Source organism: Pseudomonas sp. GL_091, from assembly GCF_057837725.1.
On sequence record NZ_CM174451.1, the window covers coordinates 4,092,079 to 4,108,862 of the forward strand.

Genomic DNA, 16,784 nt, shown 5'->3' on the forward strand with positions numbered 1-16,784 from the left:
ACTCCTCGTTCACGCGGCCGCAGGCAGCCGCTGTTATTCGTTGATGCGACGGGCCAGGCTGTTGGCGCTTTCGATCAGCACCCGGCGGTAGTCGTTGTAGTTTTTCTTCGCATCGGCCCGTGGGGCGACGATGCACAGGGTCGCGATGGCCACGCCGCCGGGGTCTTTGACCGGGGCGGCGAAGCAATGGGTAAAGGTGTCGGCGACGCTATCGAAGGAAAAGAAACCATCGATACCGGCCTGACGGATTTCCTTGAGAAATTGCTCCAGAGGCAAGCGTTCGCCATCGGGCAGGATGAAGTCGTCGTGGTCGATCAGGTCGACGATTGCCTGGTCGCTCAGATGTGCCAGCAGCAGGCGCCCGGAGGCAGTCCAGGGGATGGGCGCGTTTTCGCCGATGTCCGAGGAAATGCGGAAATGCCGCTCCCCCTCCTTCATCAGCGCAACGGTGTACTTGCGCCCGTTGAGCAGGCACATCTGCGCGGTTTCATGGGTCTGGCTGACGATTTCCTGCAAGGCGTGATCGGCCTCGCGGGTCAGGTCGAAATGGCGCAGGTGTGCTTGCCCGAGAAAATACAACTGACGACCGAGGTAGACATGACCGTCCTTGCCCACCGGCTCCAGGATCCGTCGTTCCAGCAGCGAGGCCACCAGTTCGTAAACCGTGGATTTGGGGCTGCCGATGCCGTTGGCGATGTCGTTCGGGCGCAGGGGCTGGCCGATCTCCTTGAGGAAATCGAGGATATCGAACGCCCGGTCCAGACCGCGTGCCCGGCGCTTGATGGTGTCTTCGGTCATGTCAGTGTTTCCCATTCATAATGCCGGGAGTTTACCGAGAGTGCGGCGGCGACTGTTAGGCCGCCTGCTCGCGATGAAGTCACCTCGGTTCAAGCCTTTTTCTTGTACGCAACGCAGTCGATCTCGACCTTGCAGTCGACCATCATGTTCGCCTGTACGCAGGCCCGCGCCGGGGCGTGTTCAGGCTTGAAGTACTCGGAGAACACCTTGTTGAAACTCGTGAAATCCCGCGGATCCTCCAGCCACACGCCAGCACGCACCACGTCTTCCAGGCCGAAACCTGCCTCTTCGAGAATCGCGATCAGGTTCTTCATGGTCTGGTGGGTCTGTTCGACAATGCCGCCAGTAATGATCTCGCCGTCCACCGCCGGCACCTGACCGGAAACGTGCAACCAGCCATCGGCTTCAACGGCGCGGGCGAAAGGGCGAGGCTGACCGCCAGCGGCGGTGCTGCCGGTGCCGTAACGAGTAATGCTCATGAATGTTTCTCCTGATTGATAAGTGAAATTCTTTTGTAACTTCAGAAACGGGTGCTTTTGAGAAATTCCGCCAGTCGTGGCGATTGCGGGCGTTCGAACAGGTCCTTGGGTGGCCCCTGCTCTTCGATACGCCCCTGATTCATGAAAACGATCTTGTCCGAGACCTCGAATGCAAAGCGCATTTCGTGGGTCACCAGCAGCATGGTCATGCCGTCTTCGGCCAGGCCTTTGATCACGCTCAACACTTCGCCGACCAGTTCCGGATCGAGGGCCGAGGTCACTTCGTCGAACAGCATCAGGCTCGGGTTCATCGCAATCGCCCGGGCGATTGCCACGCGCTGCTGCTGACCGCCGGACAACTGACCGGGAAAGTGATCGCGACGTTCCAGCAGGCCAACGCGCTCCAGCCATTTCTCGGCCAGGGCCACCGCCTCGTCCTTGTGCAGCTTCTTGACCTTGAGCAGACCCAAGGTGACGTTCTGCAATGCAGTCAGGTGCGGGAACAGGTTGAACTGCTGGAACGCCATGCCGGTCATGGCGCGATGGCGAGCGATGACTTTTTCCGGGTGGCGAATGCGTTTGCCGTTGACCTCGTCATAACCGATGGATTCACCGTCAAGCAGGATCTGCCCGCCCTGGAATTCTTCGAGCATGTTCACGCAGCGCAGCAGCGTGGTCTTGCCCGAGCCGCTGGAGCCGATCAACGTCACTACGTTGCCGCGCCGCATGCTCAGGTCGACGCCCTTGAGCACTTCGAGCTGGTCGTAACGCTTGTGCAAGCCGCGAATGTCCAGCAGCGGTTGGCCGTTTTGTGCATTGGTTGGAGTCTGAGTCATGGCAAAGCCACCCGCTTTTCAATGTGCCGGCCGAGTAACTCGATGCCGTAGTTGATGACGAAGAACAGGAAACCGGCGAACAGGTAAAACTCCAGGGTCATGAACGTCCGGGCAATAATCTGCTGGGTACTGAGCAGTAATTCCGCCACGCCGATCACCGACAACAGGGTCGAGGCCTTGACGATCTCGGTGGACGAGTTGACCCAGGTCGGCAGGATCTGCCGCAATGCCTGGGGCAACAGCACGTACCCGAGGGCCTGGTAGAACGTCAGGCCGATGGCCTTGCTCGCCTCCATCTGCCCGAGCGGCAATGCCTGCAATGCACCGCGCACGATCTCGGCGACATGGGAGCCGCAGAACAGCGTCAAACCCAGTGCACCGGCCTGGAACGCGCTGATCTGCCAGCCGAGTGCCGGCGCCATGTAGAAGCACGCCAGCACCAGCACGAACACCGGCGTGCCGCGAATCACATCGACATAAAAACGAAACGGCGCGCGCATCCAGAATTTGCCGTAGGTCAGCACCAACCCGGTGACGACGCCAACCAGCGTGCCGAGCAGAATCGCCAGCACCGACACCTGCACGCTGGTCAGAAAGCCCTGCCACAGCACTTCCCGCGCCACCCACAACTCATGCAACCAACTGGGAGATTCGTACATGGGGGCCTCCTATCGGCGAATCGCCAGACGTTGTTCGAGGTAACGCAGCATCATGGCAATGAGGTAACAGGCCGCCACATACAACGCCGTGGTCACCAGCCAGGTTTCAATCACCCGGTAGCTCTCGACATTGATCTTGCGCGCGTAATAGGTCAGCTCAGGTACGGCAATCGCGGCCGCCAGCGAAGTGTCCTTGAACAGCGAAATGAAGTTGTTCGACAGCGCCGGCAACACATTGCGCAGCATCACCGGCACGGTGACGTAGGCCTTGACCTGCCACTCGCCCAGACCAATGGCCAACCCTGCTTCACGCAGGCCCTTGGGAATGCTCAACAAGCCGCCGCGGAACACTTCAGTCAGGTACGCCCCGGCATACAGCGACAGGGTGATGATGAACGAGGGGATCTTGTCCAGCCGGATCCCCAGGCTCGGCAACGCAAAGTAGATCAACAGGATCAACACCAGGATCGGCGTGTTGCGAATCACCGTGACATACACCGACGCCAGCACCCGCAATGCGCGATGCTTCGACAGCAAGGCAAACGCCATCATCAGGCCGATCACGCAGCCGATGGCGATCGACACCAGGGCCAGTTCAAGACCCATGCCGAGCCCCGCCAGCAAGGTGTCGAAATCGCGCCACACGGCGGCAAAGTTCAACTGATAGTTCATGGTCAGCAGTACCTTGAGCGGGGCGCATTTGGGCGCCCCACTCTCACGGGATCATTTGAATTCGACTGGAAAGCCAATCGCCGGCGTTGGCAGATCCACACCGAACCATTGCTTGAACGACGCCGCGTAAGTCGGGAACTCAACACCGGTCATGGCCTCATGCAGGGTGGTATTGACGAAGTTCAGCCAGTCCTGATCGCCGCGCTTGACCGCGCACGCATAGGTCTGCGGGCTCCAGGCGTAGGCCGGGCTGCGATAACGGCCCGGGTTCTGCACCATCAGGTACTTCACCGAAGACTGGTCGGTGGCTGCCGCGTCGGCGCGGCCGGAGTTCACGGCCTGGTACATCAGGTCCACGCTGTCGTACTGATCGACCTTGGCCTTGGGCAGCGCCTGGTGCACCAGTTCTTCGGCGTAGACGTTTTGCAGCACCGCCACGGTGAGACTGTCACCGGCGGCTTTCATGTCATCGATTTCCTTGTACTTGCTGTTCGCCGGCAGCAGCAGGCCGACACCTTCGCGGTAATACGGCAGGGTGAACGCCACTTGCTGCGCGCGGCTGGCCGTCACGGTGATGAACTGGCAGCTCATGTCGACCTTGTCGGTCAGCAGGTTGGGGATACGTGCGTCAGACGACTGCACCACGAACTCGACTTTGCTCGGATCGTTGAACAAGCCCTTGGCCACCATGCGCCCGATATCAATATCAAAGCCTTGCAACTTGCCATCCGCGCCCTGGAAGTGCCACGGCGCATTGGTGCTGCCGGTGCCTACAATCAGTTTGCCGCGGGCCAGAACGCTGTCGAGCTTGCTGTCCGCCGCCTGGGCCACGCCCATGGCAGCAGCAGAGGCTGCGAACAGAAAAACACACGCTGTGAACAAGGAAGGTCGGCGATGCATGGCAAGCACTCCAGGGTGATGTGTATTCCGCTATACCGGAACATGGTATGTAACAGCGGAATAGACAGCAGAAAGTGTGCCACAGGATGTGGAGGGAATGTGAGGGAGATTGAAATTTGTTTTGAATCAGGAGGATGCGTAAAAACAGGGAAAACCGTCACCAAACGCACGGAACCCTGATCGCTACCGTTTGCTACAAAGGGCGGGTATCTGGTTCACAACCGGGCGCCTGGAAAGTCGGTACGCTGATTCCCCTGCGCCTGGCTGACCTAGTGCTTGAATGACGTCATCACCCGCTCGGCATTTTCATCGCAACTCATCCCTTCGGGCCGGTCCTGGATAGTATCGATCCAACCCAGCAACTGAGCCTTGCTATGGGCCAGGTGCCGTTGCATCTCTTCGATCTGCTCGATCTTGCGATGCAGGCCGGCCATCAACTCATCGTGCTTGAACGTGCCCGTCACATTATCCGGAAGTAACTGCTTGAGTTCTTCCAGGCTGAAACCGGCCTGTTGCGCGCACTGGATGATTTGCAGGGTCTGCAGCGCCTGTTGCGAGTAACGCCGATAACCGTTGGCAGAGCGCTCGACCTGGCGGATCAACCCCTGAGACTCGTAAAAACGGATGCGCGATGCGGTCAACCCGCTCAACTGTGCCAACTCACCGATCTTCATTGTGGTCTCATTTACCTGCTTGACATTAAAGTTAACTTTAAGCTTAGCCTCTGCTCATCACTATGAGGAGTCAAGCATGTCGCCCTTCCAAACGTTGAATTTGCCCAACGGCCAGACCATCGGTAATCGCATTGCCAAAGCAGCCATGGAAGAGAACCTCGCCAACACCGATCAGGTACCCGACCAGGCGCTGTTGCGCCTGTATCAGGCCTGGGCCGAGGGCGAAGCCGGCTTGCTGCTGACCGGCAATGTAATGATCGACCGTCGCGCCATGACCGGCCCCGGTGGTGTAGCGCTGGAGGACGAGCGCCACCTGGAGCGCTTCCGCCAGTGGGCCAGTGTCGGCCGCGCCGGCGGTGCGCACTTCTGGGTACAGCTCAACCATCCTGGCCGCCAGACCATGGCCAACCTCGGCCAACAAGCCTTGGCGCCGTCGGCGGTTGCGCTGGATCTGGGCCAGTTTTCGAAGATGTTCGCCGAACCCAAACCCATGAGCGAGGACGACATCCAGGAGGTGATCCGACGCTTCGCCACCAGCGCCGCACTGGCCGAGAAAGCCGGTTTTACCGGTGTGCAGATCCACGCCGCCCACGGTTACCTGATCAGCCAGTTCCTCTCGCCGCTCACCAATCGGCGCACCGATCAATGGGGCGGCTCCCTGGAAAATCGTGCGCGCCTGCTGTTGTCCGTCGTCGAGGCAGTTCGCCAGGCAGTGTCGCCGCAATTTTGTGTGTCGGTAAAACTCAATTCTGCGGATTTCCAGCGCGGTGGTTTCGATGCCGACGATGCACGGCAAGTGATCCAGTGGCTGAACGAACAACCGATTGACCTGCTAGAACTCTCCGGCGGCAGTTACGAAGCACCGGCCATGCAAGGCGAGGCGCGCGACGGCCGGACCCTGGCACGGGAGGCGTACTTTCTGGAAATGGCCGGTGAACTGGCCAGCGTGGCGCGGATGCCGGTGATGGTGACCGGCGGGATCCGCCGTTTGGCAATCGTCGAACAGGTGCTCGACAGCGGCCTTGCCATGGCCGGCATTGGCACCGCGCTGGCCGTGGAACCACACCTGGTCAAGCACTGGCGCGAAGGTCAGGACAGCCATCCGCAACTGCCGCCAATCCGCTGGAAGCGTAAGCCACTGGCGGCGCTGGCGAGCATGGCGGTGGTCAAATTCCAGCTGCATCGCTTGAGCCGTGGGCGCAGGCCCCAGCCTGAAGTCTCGGCGTTGTGGGCGTTGATTCTCGACCGCTTATACATTGGCAAGCGTACCCGGCAGTATCGGCAGGCGATGGGTAAGTAATCCGGAATTGATGTTGAATGACCCGTCGCCTTCGCGAGCAAGTCGGATCGCCGCACCGCCGCTCCCACATTTGGAATGCGTTCCCCCCTGTGGGAGCGGGCTTGCTCACGAAGAGGCCGGCCCGGGCAAAGGAGAATTCAGCCAGGAAGCAACTCGTCAATATGCCGATACTCGGCCTGCAACTGCGCCGCCAACACCCTGCTGCGCCCGAGCCGGATCGGCCCACGCTCGATGTCGATCAGCAACCCCGGACACTCCAGCACGGGCAACAACGGCCAGTCCTTCAGCCGGCCATCGGTCACCAGCAACAAGCGCTGCTGCTCTGCCGGAAAACGCTTCTGCCGTACGGCAAGCCAGTGCCCCGCTTCGTTCAAAGCTGCCAGCAACGGCGTGCCGCCGCCGGCGCCAAGGCCATCGAGCCACTGGCGCAACCCGCTCGACGCCTTCAATCCCTGCACCTGCCACTTGGGTGCAGCACCGCTGGCCGTGAGCAACGCCAGTCGCGCACGCTGGCGATAGGCATCGTCGAACAACTGTGCCAGCAAGCCCTTGGCATCGCTCAATGCCTGATGACGGCGGGTCGATGCGGAGGCATCAACGATCACCAGCCACAGTTCATGGGGCGAGCGAGTGCGCAGGTGAAACAACAGGTCGTCGCGCTGACGCGGTCGGCCATTGAGCAATGTGCCTGGCCAGTTGACCGAGCCGCTGCGTGCCGTGTGACGCTTGCCCTGTTTACCGTGGTCCAGCCGCCCGGTTCGGGGTCTGGCATTCGCCCCCACGTCGGAGCGAGGGCGAATGCCTAGGGCTTTTTTGGCCAGCTCGGCACTTCACGTCGTGCGCCGACCGCCAGCGCTTGGGCAGGCAATTCGCCCCACTGGCCCTGCCCTTCGCTCGGGTTGGCGTTCTGCGGCGCAGAAGGTTGCGCAGCCTGGGATGGCTGAGGCGCCGGTGCGCAATGCTCGCGACGACGATGGCGCAAGGCGAACTCGGCAACGGCGTCGATATCTGCCTCGGCGATCGCGTTCACCCCGCGCCAGGCGGCGTGCGCCCGGGCGGCGCGCAGCCAGACCAGGTCGGCGCGCAAACCATCGACGCCAGCGGCAAAGCAGCGTTCGGTGATGTGTGCCAACGCCTGGTCGTCGAGGGGAATGTTTGCCAGTAGATTGCGTGCGTTCTGGCAACGTTCGCGCAGAGACGCCTGCGCAGATTCCCATTCGGCGCAAAAACCTTGCGGATCGCTGTCGAAATCCAGGCGACGGCGAATGATCTGGCCGCGCTCGGCCGGCGCGGTGTGGCCACCGAGGGCGACGTTCAAGCCGAAACGGTCGAGCAATTGCGGACGCAGTTCGCCCTCTTCCGGGTTCATGGTGCCAATCAGCACGAACTTCGCCGAATGCCGATGGGAAATGCCGTCGCGTTCCACCAGATTGGTGCCGCTGGCGGCCACATCGAGCAGCAGGTCAACGAGGTGATCGGGCAACAGGTTGACCTCGTCGACATAGAGCACGCCACCGTCAGCCTTGGCCAGTACGCCGGGGGAAAACTGTGCGCGACCTTCGCCTAGTGCCGCGTCAAGATCGAGGGTGCCGACCAGGCGCTCCTCGGTGGCGCCCAACGGCAAGGTGACGAACTGACCGCTGGCCAGCAGGTCCGCCAGACCACGGGCCAGAGTCGACTTGGCCATGCCCCGCGGGCCTTCGATCAGGACACCGCCGATTTTCGGGTCGATGGCGGTCAGGTACAGGGCCAGCTTCAAATCGTCGGCGCCGACCACGGCGGAGAGCGGGAAATGCGGGGTGTCGGTCATTGTTTTATCTCGGTCATGGTCGGTGATCTCACAGGCGCCCCAATCCCTGTGGGAGCGGGCAAGCCCGCTCCCACAGGGTTTTGCGGTGATTAGCCGTCTTCTTCTATATCCAGCAACAGATTCTCCAGCGCCTCGCGGTACTCGCCTGGCTCCTTCCACATCCCGCGCTGTTGCGCCTCGAGCATGCGCTCGGTCATGTCGCGCAAGGCATGGGGATTGTGTTCGCGGACAAAATCCCGGGTGTCCGGGTCGAGCAAGTAGGCATCGGCCAGCAACGCGTACTGGTGATCGTCGATCAACTGCGTGGTGGCATCGAAGGCAAACAGATTGTCGACTGTCGCGGCCATTTCGAACGCACCTTTGTAGCCGTGACGTTTAACGCCTTCGAGCCACTTCGGGTTGGCCGCCCGGGAGCGGATCACCCGGTTCAGCTCTTCCTTCAAGGTACGAATCTTCGGCAGGTCCGGCTGGCTGTGGTCGCCATGATAGCTGGCCGCCGCCTCGCCTTTCAGGCTTTCCACCGCCGCGAGCATACCGCCCTGGAACTGGTAGTAATCGTTGGAGTCGAGCAAATCATGCTCGCGGTTATCCTGGTTTTGCAGCACCGCCTGTACCTGGCTCAGGCGCTGACTGAACTGTTCGCGGGCGGCGGTGCCTTCGTCGGAACCGCCGTAAGCGTAGCCGCCCCAGTTAAGGTAAACCTCGGCCAAGTCCTCTCGGCTCTGCCACAGGCGACCATCGATGGCGCCCTGCACACCCGCGCCGTAGGCACCGGGTTTGGCCCCGAAAATCCGCCAGCCGGCCTGACGTCGCGCAGCATCTTCATCTATCCCCGCCTGCAGCAAGGCTGCATGCTCGGCGCGCACCTTGGCCGCCAACGGGTTGAGGTCGTCCGGCTCATCGAGGTCAGCCACCGCTTGCACCGCCGCGTCGAACAAGCGAATCAGATTGGCAAAGGCATCACGGAAGAATCCGGACACACGCAAGGTCACATCCACCCGCGGACGGTCGAGCAAACTCAACGGCAGAATCTCGAAATCATCGACCCGCTGGCTGCCGGTCGCCCAGACCGGGCGCACGCCCATCAGCGCCATGGCCTGGGCGATGTCATCGCCGCCGGTACGCATGGTCGCGGTGCCCCACACCGACAGACCGAGCTGGCGCAAATGATCGCCGTGGTCTTGCAGGTGCCGTTCGAGGATCAGGTTGGCCGACTGGAAACCGATACGCCACGCCGTGGTGGTCGGCAGGTTGCGCACGTCCACCGAATAGAAGTTGCGACCGGTGGGCAGCACGTCCAGGCGACCACGACTCGGCGCGCCGCTGGGACCGGCCGGGACGAAGCGACCGCTCAGGGCATCGAGCAATCCGCGCATTTCCGCCGGACCGCAGGCGTCCAGACGCGGAGCGACTACCTCACGCAAGCCATCGATGATGGCTTGCACCTCGATCCAGTCCGCCTCCTGTAGGAGCGAGCCTGCTCGCGATGGTGTGTCAGTTGACATCAATGTGGCTGACACACCATCGCGAGCAGGCTCGCTCCTACAGGGGCTATTCAACGCGTCCGAAATCAACTGCGCGGCGAACAACTCCAAGCGTTCGCGGGTATCGCCCGCCGTACGCCAGGTCTCTTCGCTGATGTCCACAAGAGCCTCGGGGCGCGGCCCTGTCCACGGTTCGGCCAGCGCACAATCGAGTGGGTCGAAGCCCAACACGAAGGCCTTGGCCAGTGCCCGCAGCAGACTCGACTGCGCGCCCCGGCCATCACCCCGTGGAATGCGCAACAGCGCCAGCAAGGTATCGATGCGCAAGCGCCCGGTGGGCGATTCGCCGAACACGTGCAGGCCGTCGCGGATCTGCGACTCCTTCAAGTCGCACAGGTATGTGTCGAGCCGCGGTAACCAGATCGCTGCGTCGGCATCGCTGTCGAGTTGTTCGTCCAGTTGCAGTTCACGGTCGATGTGGGTGTCACGCACCAGTTGCAGGATGTCGCGCTGCAACTCTCGGGCGCGACGTGGATCGAGCAACTGCGCTTCGTAATATTCATCGGCCAACAGTTCGAGGTTACGCAGCGGGCCGTAGGTTTCGGCGCGGGTCAGCGGGGGCATCAAGTGATCGATGATCACCGCCTGGGTACGCCGCTTGGCCTGGGCGCCCTCGCCCGGGTCGTTGACGATGAACGGATAGATGTTCGGCAGCGGCCCGAGTAAAGCATCTGGCCAGCAATGTTCCGAGAGCCCCACGCCTTTGCCCGGCAGCCATTCGAGGTTGCCGTGTTTGCCGACGTGGATCACGCCGTGGGCGCCGTAGGTGTTACGCAGCCAGAAGTAAAACGCCAGGTAGCCGTGGGGCGGCACCAGGTCCGGGTCGTGATACACCGCGCTCGGGTCGACCTGATAACCCCGCGCAGGTTGAATGCCGACGAAGGTCAGGCCAAAACGCAGGCCGGCGATCATCATCCTTCCGCTGCGACACATCGGGTCGTTTTCCGGCGCGCCCCAACGTTCGAGCACCGCCACGCGATTGGCTTCGGGCAGGGCGTTGAACATCGCCAGATAGTCATCCATCCCCAGGCTTTGCTGGCACGGACGCAGGTCGAGGGTCTCGAGATCGTTGCTGACGCCGCCCAGCAATTGCTGGATCAGCGCGGTGCCACTGCCTGGCAATTCAGCCGGCAATGGATAACCTTCGGCATGCAGCGCCCGCAGGATATTCAGCGCCGCTGCCGGGGTATCGAGGCCGACGCCATTGCCGATGCGACCGTCGCGGGTCGGGTAATTGGCGAGAATCAAGGCAATGCGTTTTTCCGCATTGGGCACCTGCGCCAGATCGACCCAGCGCCGCGCCAGTTCGGCAACGAAATCCATACGCTCCGGTTGGGCCCGGTAGCAGACCACATCCGACTGACTGCGCTCACTGCGCCACGCCAGGTCCTTGAAACTGATCGGGCGGCTGATGATGCGTCCGTCCAGTTCAGGCAAGGCTATGTGCATCGCCAGGTCACGGGGGCCGAGGCCCTGTTCGCTGGCGCGCCAACCCGGTTCGTTGTCTTGGGCGCAAATCGCCTGGATCACCGGAATATTGCGGCGAAACGGGCGCAGATGCGGTGCTTCAGGACTGGATTGGGCGAAGCCGGTGGTATTCAGAATCACCGAGACGCTGGCCTCATCCAGCCAGTCCTCGACCACGCAAAGACAACCGGGTTCTTTCAAGCTGGCCAGCGCAATCGGCAACGGATTCAACCCCGCCGCCTGCAAGCGCTGGCAAAAAACATCAATGAAAGCGGTGTTCGCCGCCTGCAAATGCGAGCGGTAAAACAGCACCGCCGCCACCGGTTGCCCCACTTGCCAGTCGGCTTGCCAGTCGCTCAGCGCGGCAGAATGTTTGTGCGGATGGTAAATCGCCGTGCGTGGCAGGGTTTGCGGCTCGCCCCAGGTGTAATCACGGGCCAGCCAGCGGTTGGCCAGGCAGCGGAAGAAATCCAGGGCGTTGCCCATGCCGCCCTGGCGCAGAAACTGCCAGAGCCGATCACGATCTTCGGCACCGACGGTGCTCAGGTCACTGAGTTCCGGGTCCGGGCGATCATCACCCGGCACCAGAATCACCTGCACGCCGCGCTGCGACAGCTCGACCAGGCGCTCGATGCCGTAACGCCAATAGGCGATGCCACCGTGCAACGAAATCAGGATCACCCTGGCGTGACGCAGCACTTCATCGACGTACAAATCGACCGAGGCATGGTTCTGCACCTGCATCGGGTTGGCCAGGCGCACGCTCGGGTAATCGTCGGGCAATTGCTGCGCCGCTTCGGCGAGCAGCGCGAGGCTGGAATCGCCGCTGCACAGGATCACCAGTTCGGCGGGGGTTTGTCCAAGGTCGGCAATGTTGTCATCCGACACAAAACCGCCGGGCTGGGTCCTGAGCAGGTGCATGGATTACTCGCTGAGCGCGGCGCGCAATTGCGCTTCGAGAACAGTGGCGTCCAGTTCCTGGCCGATCAGCACCAGGCGGGTTACGCGTGCTTCTTCGGCGCCCCACTGGCGGTCGAAGTGCTTGTCGAAACGCGTGCCCACGCCCTGGATCAGCAGGCGCATTGGTTTGTTCGGGATCGCCGCAAAACCCTTGACCCGCAGGATGCCGTGCTGGACCACCAGTTGGGTCAGCGCATCCAGCAGCAGGCTTTCGTCGGCTTGCGGCAGTTCGATGGAGATCGAATCGAAGGCGTCGTGATCGTGGTCATCATGATCGTCGTCGCCATCATGATGATGGTCGTGGTGGCTGTGACGGCTGTCGATGTGTTCTTCGGAGCCGGCACCCAGGCCGATCAGCACGTCCAGCGGCAGGCGACCACTGCTGGCCTCGATGATTTTCACCGCTGGCGGCAATTCCTCGGCGACTTCCAGGCGCACGCGGGCCAGGTCCGCCGGGTTGATCAGGTCGGCTTTGTTGAGGATCACAAGGTCAGCGCTGGCCAGTTGGTCGGCGAACAGTTCGTGCAGCGGCGATTCGTGGTCCAGGTTCGGGTCGAGTTTGCGTTGGGCGTCGACCTGATCCGGGAACGCGGCGAAGGTGCCGGCGGCCACGGCCGGGCTGTCGACCACGGTGATCACCGCGTCCACCGTGCAGGCACTGCGGATTTCCGGCCACTGGAAGGCCTGGACCAGCGGCTTGGGCAGCGCCAGGCCCGAGGTTTCGATGAGAATGTGATCAAGATCGCCACGACGGGCCACCAGTTCGCGCATCACCGGGAAGAATTCTTCCTGGACGGTGCAGCACAGGCAGCCGTTGGCCAATTCATAGACACGGCCGTTGGCTTCTTCTTCGGTGCAACCGATGGAGCATTGCTTGAGGATTTCGCCATCAATACCCAACTCACCGAATTCGTTGACGATCACCGCGATGCGGCGACCCTGGGCGTTGTCGAGCATGTGCCGCAGCAGCGTGGTCTTGCCCGAGCCGAGAAAGCCGGTGACGATGGTGACGGGGAGTTTGGCCAGTGTTTTCATCGGATGCCCTATGGCTAATGTGGCGGGCATACGGGACGACGACCGGCAACGCGGAGGCGCGTGCCTGAGGAGTTCGCCACCGGATCACCCCGCCCGGTTGAAAGTGAGAATCTGTGACGAGGCAGGTCTCCTGGCTGACGGTGTGCCGGCCTTGAGCCTGGCATTCGCTGCGCCTTCCCGCCGGCCTCATGGATTGAGTCAGCAGTGGCGTGGCAACGAACATCACCGTTCACAGTTGCGGGGGCAGCCGCGGCATCGACCGCGTTCCCTTCTTAGCTTCGGCAAACGCCGAAGAACCTCGAAAGCGCAAGGCTACGCATGGTATTGGGGCGGGTCAATGCTTGCGATCCCTGTGGCAAGGGGGCTTGTGTAAATTTCAAGTGAGAACCCTTGCCAATTGACGCCCAACCCCCGCCCATGCTCTCCTACACACCTTGTTACGGGTGCCCTTCACAGGGTGAAACGGGAAACCGGTGAATCATGTGCTTTACTCTTAAGCCATGTCAGTCCGGTGCTGCCCCCGCAACGGTAAGCGAGCGAAGCATCAGATCCACTGTGCCACTGCGGCATGGGAAGGTGATGCTTTCAGGTTCAGGCGCAAGCCTTTGCCCCTCGTGAGCCCGGAGACCGGCCCGTAACACAAAGTGACAAGTACGATCACTGAACCAACAAACCCGCGGTGGGCGGGCGCTGTTTGAACCTCTGCGCGCCAGGTCGTGCGGGGGTTTGCATGCGCTCTTATTCCCCGCTGACAGACCAGAGGGAAACGCCATGTCGATCATCAGCAGCGCCGAACACACATCCGCGAGCACCACCTCAACCTTGACCCAACGTCTGGCCGCTGCTGTCTGCGCGTCGATCCTGGGCGCAAGCCTTGTGTATTTCGCCGGTTTCTCGCACATCGAAGCGGTGCACAATGCCGCCCACGATACCCGTCACAGCTCCGCATTCCCGTGCCATTGAGAGCTGTCGACATGATCAAGCGTATTGCGCAAACCGCAGGTTTCACCGGGCTGCTGGCCGCCCTGCTGCTGACCCTGCTGCAAAGCTTCTGGGTCGCCCCGCTGATTTTGCAGGCCGAAACCTACGAAAAAGCCGAACCGGTCGCGACTGAAGTTCACCAACACGCCGATGGCGCCATGGCTGCCCACACCCACGATGCACAAGCCTGGGAACCGGAAGACGGCTGGCAGCGCGTGCTGTCGACCACCGGCGGTAACCTGGTGGTGGCCGTCGGTTTCGCCCTGATGCTGGCCGGCCTGTACACCTTGCGTGCGCCGACCAAAACCTCGCAAGGCCTGCTCTGGGGCCTGGCCGGTTATGCGACGTTCGTGCTCGCGCCGACCCTCGGCCTGCCACCTGAATTGCCCGGCACTGCCGCAGCGGACCTGGCACAACGGCAACTGTGGTGGATCGGTACCGCCGCCTCCACCGCCGTCGGTATCGCGCTGATCGTGTTCAGCCGTCACTGGCTGATGAAAGTCCTCGGCGCGGCGATACTCGCCGTTCCCCATGTGATTGGCGCACCGCAACCGGAAGTGCATTCGATGCTTGCTCCAGAGGCGCTGGAAGCCCAGTTCAAAATCGCTTCGCAACTGACCAACGTGGCGTTCTGGCTGGCCCTGGGCCTGATCAGCGCCTGGTTGTTCCGTCGCAAAAGCGATGGCCAATACCACGCATGACTGACGTCAGCACAGCGCCGACCCTGGTGGTCGGCCTGGGCTGCCAACGGGGCTGCCCCGTCAGCACGTTGCTGGCGCTGCTCGATCAGGCGTTGGAGGCACACCAGATTGCTCGTCATGAAATCAAGGCGCTGGCCAGCATCGATTCGAAGCGCGACGAACCTGCGTTAATCGAACTGGCTCAGCAGCTTGGCCTGGAATTGATGTATTTCAGCAGTGAACAACTGGCCGCTTATGAACCGCAACTCAGTCATCAATCGCAAATAGCGTTTGAACGCACCGGTTGCTACGGCGTGGCGGAAAGCGCCGCACTGGCCCTGGCGGAACAACTGGCCCAGGCCCCGGCAAAACTGCTGATTCCACGACAAAAATACGCCCAGGCAACACTGGCATTGGCCGGCGCGGCATAAAAACCCCGATAATCCCCACCGTTGATCATGAACATTCTTCATCTGAAGCCCTGTTCAGCCCCTTTTTTCCCCACAGGAACCGACGATGACCGTCTACTTCATTGGCGCAGGTCCCGGCGACCCCGAACTGATTACCGTCAAAGGCCAGCGGCTGATTCGCAGCTGTCCGGTGATCATTTATGCCGGTTCCCTGGTACCTGCCGCCGTACTGGAAGGTCATTGTGCCGAGCAGGTGGTCAACAGTGCCGAACTGCACCTGGAACAGATCATCGACCTGATCAAGACCGCCCACGCCAAAGGTCAGGATGTGGCTCGGGTGCACTCCGGCGATCCAAGCCTGTATGGCGCCATTGGCGAGCAGATTCGCTATCTGCGTGAGCTGGGCATTGCGTTCGAAATCGTACCCGGCGTGACTGCCACAGCCGCTTGCGCAGCGCTTTTAGGAGCAGAACTGACGCTGCCGAACGTTTCGCAGAGCGTGATCCTGACGCGCTACGCCGACAAAACCGCCATGCCACCCGGAGAGGAATTCTCCAGCCTGGCGCAGCACGGCGCGACCATGGCGATTCATTTGGGGGTCAATCACCTGGCGAAGATCGTTGAAGAACTGCTACCCCATTACGGCGCCGATTGCCCGATTGCGGTGGTTCACCGCGCGAGCTGGCCGGATCAGGATTGGGTGGTGGGCACGCTTGAGGATATTGCCGGGAAGGTTGAAGCCAAGGGCTTTCGTCGTACGGCGTTGATTCTGGTGGGTCGGGTGCTGGGCAGCGACCACTTCAGTGAGTCATCGCTGTATCGCGCGGGGTATGCGCATCTCTACAGGCCCTGAGGCCCTCTTCGACTTGCTCGCGAAGGGGCCAACGAAATTTCCCCATAAAAAAACGGCGCTCACGGGGCGCCGTTTTTTCGTTTCGCAGCGAACGCCTTAGTAGTAGGCGTTTTCTTTCTGCGTGTGGTCGGTCACGTCGCGAACGCCCTTGAGCTCCGGAATGCGCTCGAGCAAAGTGCGCTCGATGCCTTCCTTCAGCGTCACGTCGGCCTGGCCGCAGCCCTGGCAACCACCGCCGAACTGCAAGACGGCGATGCCGTCTTCGACCACGTCGATCAGGCTGACCTGACCGCCGTGGCTGGCCAGCCCCGGGTTGATCTCGGTTTGCAGGTAGTAGTTGATGCGCTCGTTGACCGGGCTGTCGGCGTTGACCATCGGTACCTTGGCGTTTGGCGCCTTGATGGTCAGCTGGCCGCCCATGCGGTCGGTGGCGTAGTCGACAACGGCATCGTCCAGGAAGGCTTCGCTGAAGTGATCGATGTACGCGGTGAAGCTTTTGAGCCCCAGCGCGGTGTCTTCGGGTTTTTCTTCGCCCGGCTTGCAGTAGGCAATGCAGGTTTCGGCGTACTGGGTGCCAGGCTGGGTGATGAAGACGCGGATGCCGATGCCCGGGGTGTTCTGCTTGGAGAGCAGATCAGCCAGGTAATCGTGGGCGGCGTCAGTGATGGTAATAGCGGTCATGGAAACTCCTCGCAGGCTTGGGCGCAGTTTACGCCAATCAACGCG

17 protein-coding genes and 2 riboswitches are annotated in these 16,784 nt (G+C 61.7%); of the genes, 5 read left to right on the forward strand and 12 right to left on the reverse strand.

Annotated features, from left to right (window positions below; genetic code table 11):
- Nucleotides 1–33 precede the first annotated feature (33 nt).
- The 7 genes from AC3ITY_RS18550 to AC3ITY_RS18580 form a co-directional block, all read right to left on the reverse strand.
- The gene (locus AC3ITY_RS18550; RefSeq protein ID WP_489304300.1) at nucleotides 34–798 is read right to left on the reverse strand and encodes an IclR family transcriptional regulator; all 765 of its coding nucleotides are present in this window, start codon (nucleotides 796–798) and stop codon (nucleotides 34–36) included.
- Nucleotides 799–887: 89 nt separating this feature from the next.
- Nucleotides 888–1,277, reverse strand: a complete 390-nt coding sequence (locus tag AC3ITY_RS18555) for a RidA family protein (protein ID WP_477774133.1) — start codon at nucleotides 1,275–1,277, stop codon at nucleotides 888–890.
- A gap of 41 nt (nucleotides 1,278–1,318) precedes the next feature.
- A complete protein-coding gene (locus tag AC3ITY_RS18560) occupies nucleotides 1,319–2,113 on the reverse strand; it encodes an amino acid ABC transporter ATP-binding protein (RefSeq protein ID WP_489304301.1) in 795 nt (264 codons plus the stop codon).
- Nucleotides 2,110–2,772, reverse strand: a complete 663-nt coding sequence (locus tag AC3ITY_RS18565; protein WP_150723636.1) for an amino acid ABC transporter permease — start codon at nucleotides 2,770–2,772, stop codon at nucleotides 2,110–2,112. The genes AC3ITY_RS18560 and AC3ITY_RS18565 overlap by 4 nt, the downstream gene beginning before the upstream one ends.
- Before the next feature lie 9 nt (nucleotides 2,773–2,781).
- Nucleotides 2,782–3,444 carry an amino acid ABC transporter permease gene (locus tag AC3ITY_RS18570; RefSeq protein WP_032829783.1) on the reverse strand — a complete coding sequence of 221 codons (663 nt, stop codon included), beginning with the start codon at nucleotides 3,442–3,444 and terminating at the stop codon, nucleotides 2,782–2,784.
- Between the two features lie 51 nt (nucleotides 3,445–3,495).
- Nucleotides 3,496–4,344: a transporter substrate-binding protein gene (locus tag AC3ITY_RS18575; protein ID WP_477756633.1), complete on the reverse strand. Its 849-nt coding sequence runs from the start codon at nucleotides 4,342–4,344 to the stop codon at nucleotides 3,496–3,498.
- 269 nt (nucleotides 4,345–4,613) lie between these two features.
- Nucleotides 4,614–5,018 (reverse strand): MerR family transcriptional regulator, encoded by a 405-nt coding sequence (locus tag AC3ITY_RS18580; RefSeq protein WP_489304302.1) that lies wholly within the window; start codon nucleotides 5,016–5,018, stop codon nucleotides 4,614–4,616.
- Nucleotides 5,019–5,094: 76 nt separating this feature from the next.
- Between AC3ITY_RS18580 and AC3ITY_RS18585 the strand changes: the two genes are divergently transcribed.
- Nucleotides 5,095–6,318, forward strand: coding sequence for an NADH:flavin oxidoreductase/NADH oxidase family protein (locus AC3ITY_RS18585; protein ID WP_489304303.1), 1,224 nt, complete (start codon nucleotides 5,095–5,097; stop codon nucleotides 6,316–6,318).
- 137 nt (nucleotides 6,319–6,455) lie between these two features.
- On the opposite strand, the gene AC3ITY_RS18590 is transcribed toward AC3ITY_RS18585, so the two are convergent.
- The 4 genes from AC3ITY_RS18590 to cobW all read right to left on the reverse strand — a co-directional run bounded on the left by AC3ITY_RS18590 (nucleotide 6,456) and on the right by cobW (nucleotide 13,134).
- A complete protein-coding gene (locus AC3ITY_RS18590) occupies nucleotides 6,456–7,001 on the reverse strand; it encodes a vWA domain-containing protein (RefSeq protein ID WP_489310929.1) in 546 nt (181 codons plus the stop codon).
- A 119-nt stretch (nucleotides 7,002–7,120) separates the two neighbouring features.
- Nucleotides 7,121–8,128, reverse strand: coding sequence for a magnesium chelatase ATPase subunit I (locus AC3ITY_RS18595; protein ID WP_489304304.1), 1,008 nt, complete (start codon nucleotides 8,126–8,128; stop codon nucleotides 7,121–7,123).
- A gap of 89 nt (nucleotides 8,129–8,217) precedes the next feature.
- Nucleotides 8,218–12,060, reverse strand: a complete 3,843-nt coding sequence (cobN, locus tag AC3ITY_RS18600; RefSeq protein WP_489304305.1) for a cobaltochelatase subunit CobN — start codon at nucleotides 12,058–12,060, stop codon at nucleotides 8,218–8,220.
- Nucleotides 12,061–12,063: 3 nt separating this feature from the next.
- Nucleotides 12,064–13,134 carry a cobalamin biosynthesis protein CobW gene (gene cobW / locus AC3ITY_RS18605; protein ID WP_489304306.1) on the reverse strand — a complete coding sequence of 357 codons (1,071 nt, stop codon included), beginning with the start codon at nucleotides 13,132–13,134 and terminating at the stop codon, nucleotides 12,064–12,066.
- 103 nt (nucleotides 13,135–13,237) lie between these two features.
- A riboswitch (cobalamin riboswitch) is annotated at nucleotides 13,238–13,450 on the reverse strand.
- 108 nt (nucleotides 13,451–13,558) lie between these two features.
- Nucleotides 13,559–13,784: riboswitch (cobalamin riboswitch) on the forward strand.
- Nucleotides 13,785–13,905: 121 nt separating this feature from the next.
- Here cobW and AC3ITY_RS18610 point away from each other — a divergent pair.
- The 4 genes from AC3ITY_RS18610 (at nucleotide 13,906) to cobM (ending at nucleotide 16,058) form a co-directional block, all read left to right on the forward strand.
- Nucleotides 13,906–14,097 (forward strand): CbtB domain-containing protein, encoded by a 192-nt coding sequence (locus AC3ITY_RS18610; protein WP_489304307.1) that lies wholly within the window; start codon nucleotides 13,906–13,908, stop codon nucleotides 14,095–14,097.
- An 11-nt stretch (nucleotides 14,098–14,108) separates the two neighbouring features.
- A complete protein-coding gene (locus tag AC3ITY_RS18615) occupies nucleotides 14,109–14,816 on the forward strand; it encodes a CbtA family protein (protein WP_489304308.1) in 708 nt (235 codons plus the stop codon).
- Nucleotides 14,813–15,226: a cobalamin biosynthesis protein gene (locus AC3ITY_RS18620; protein WP_102671349.1), complete on the forward strand. Its 414-nt coding sequence runs from the start codon at nucleotides 14,813–14,815 to the stop codon at nucleotides 15,224–15,226. Before AC3ITY_RS18615 ends, AC3ITY_RS18620 begins: the two co-directional genes overlap by 4 nt.
- Nucleotides 15,227–15,311: 85 nt before the next feature.
- Nucleotides 15,312–16,058, forward strand: coding sequence for a precorrin-4 C(11)-methyltransferase (cobM, locus tag AC3ITY_RS18625; protein WP_489304309.1), 747 nt, complete (start codon nucleotides 15,312–15,314; stop codon nucleotides 16,056–16,058).
- Between the two features lie 96 nt (nucleotides 16,059–16,154).
- On the opposite strand, the gene nfuA is transcribed toward cobM, so the two are convergent.
- Entirely contained in the window at nucleotides 16,155–16,739 is a 585-nt protein-coding gene (gene nfuA / locus AC3ITY_RS18630) for a Fe-S biogenesis protein NfuA (RefSeq protein WP_007912592.1), read from the reverse strand.
- Nucleotides 16,740–16,784 lie beyond the last annotated feature (45 nt).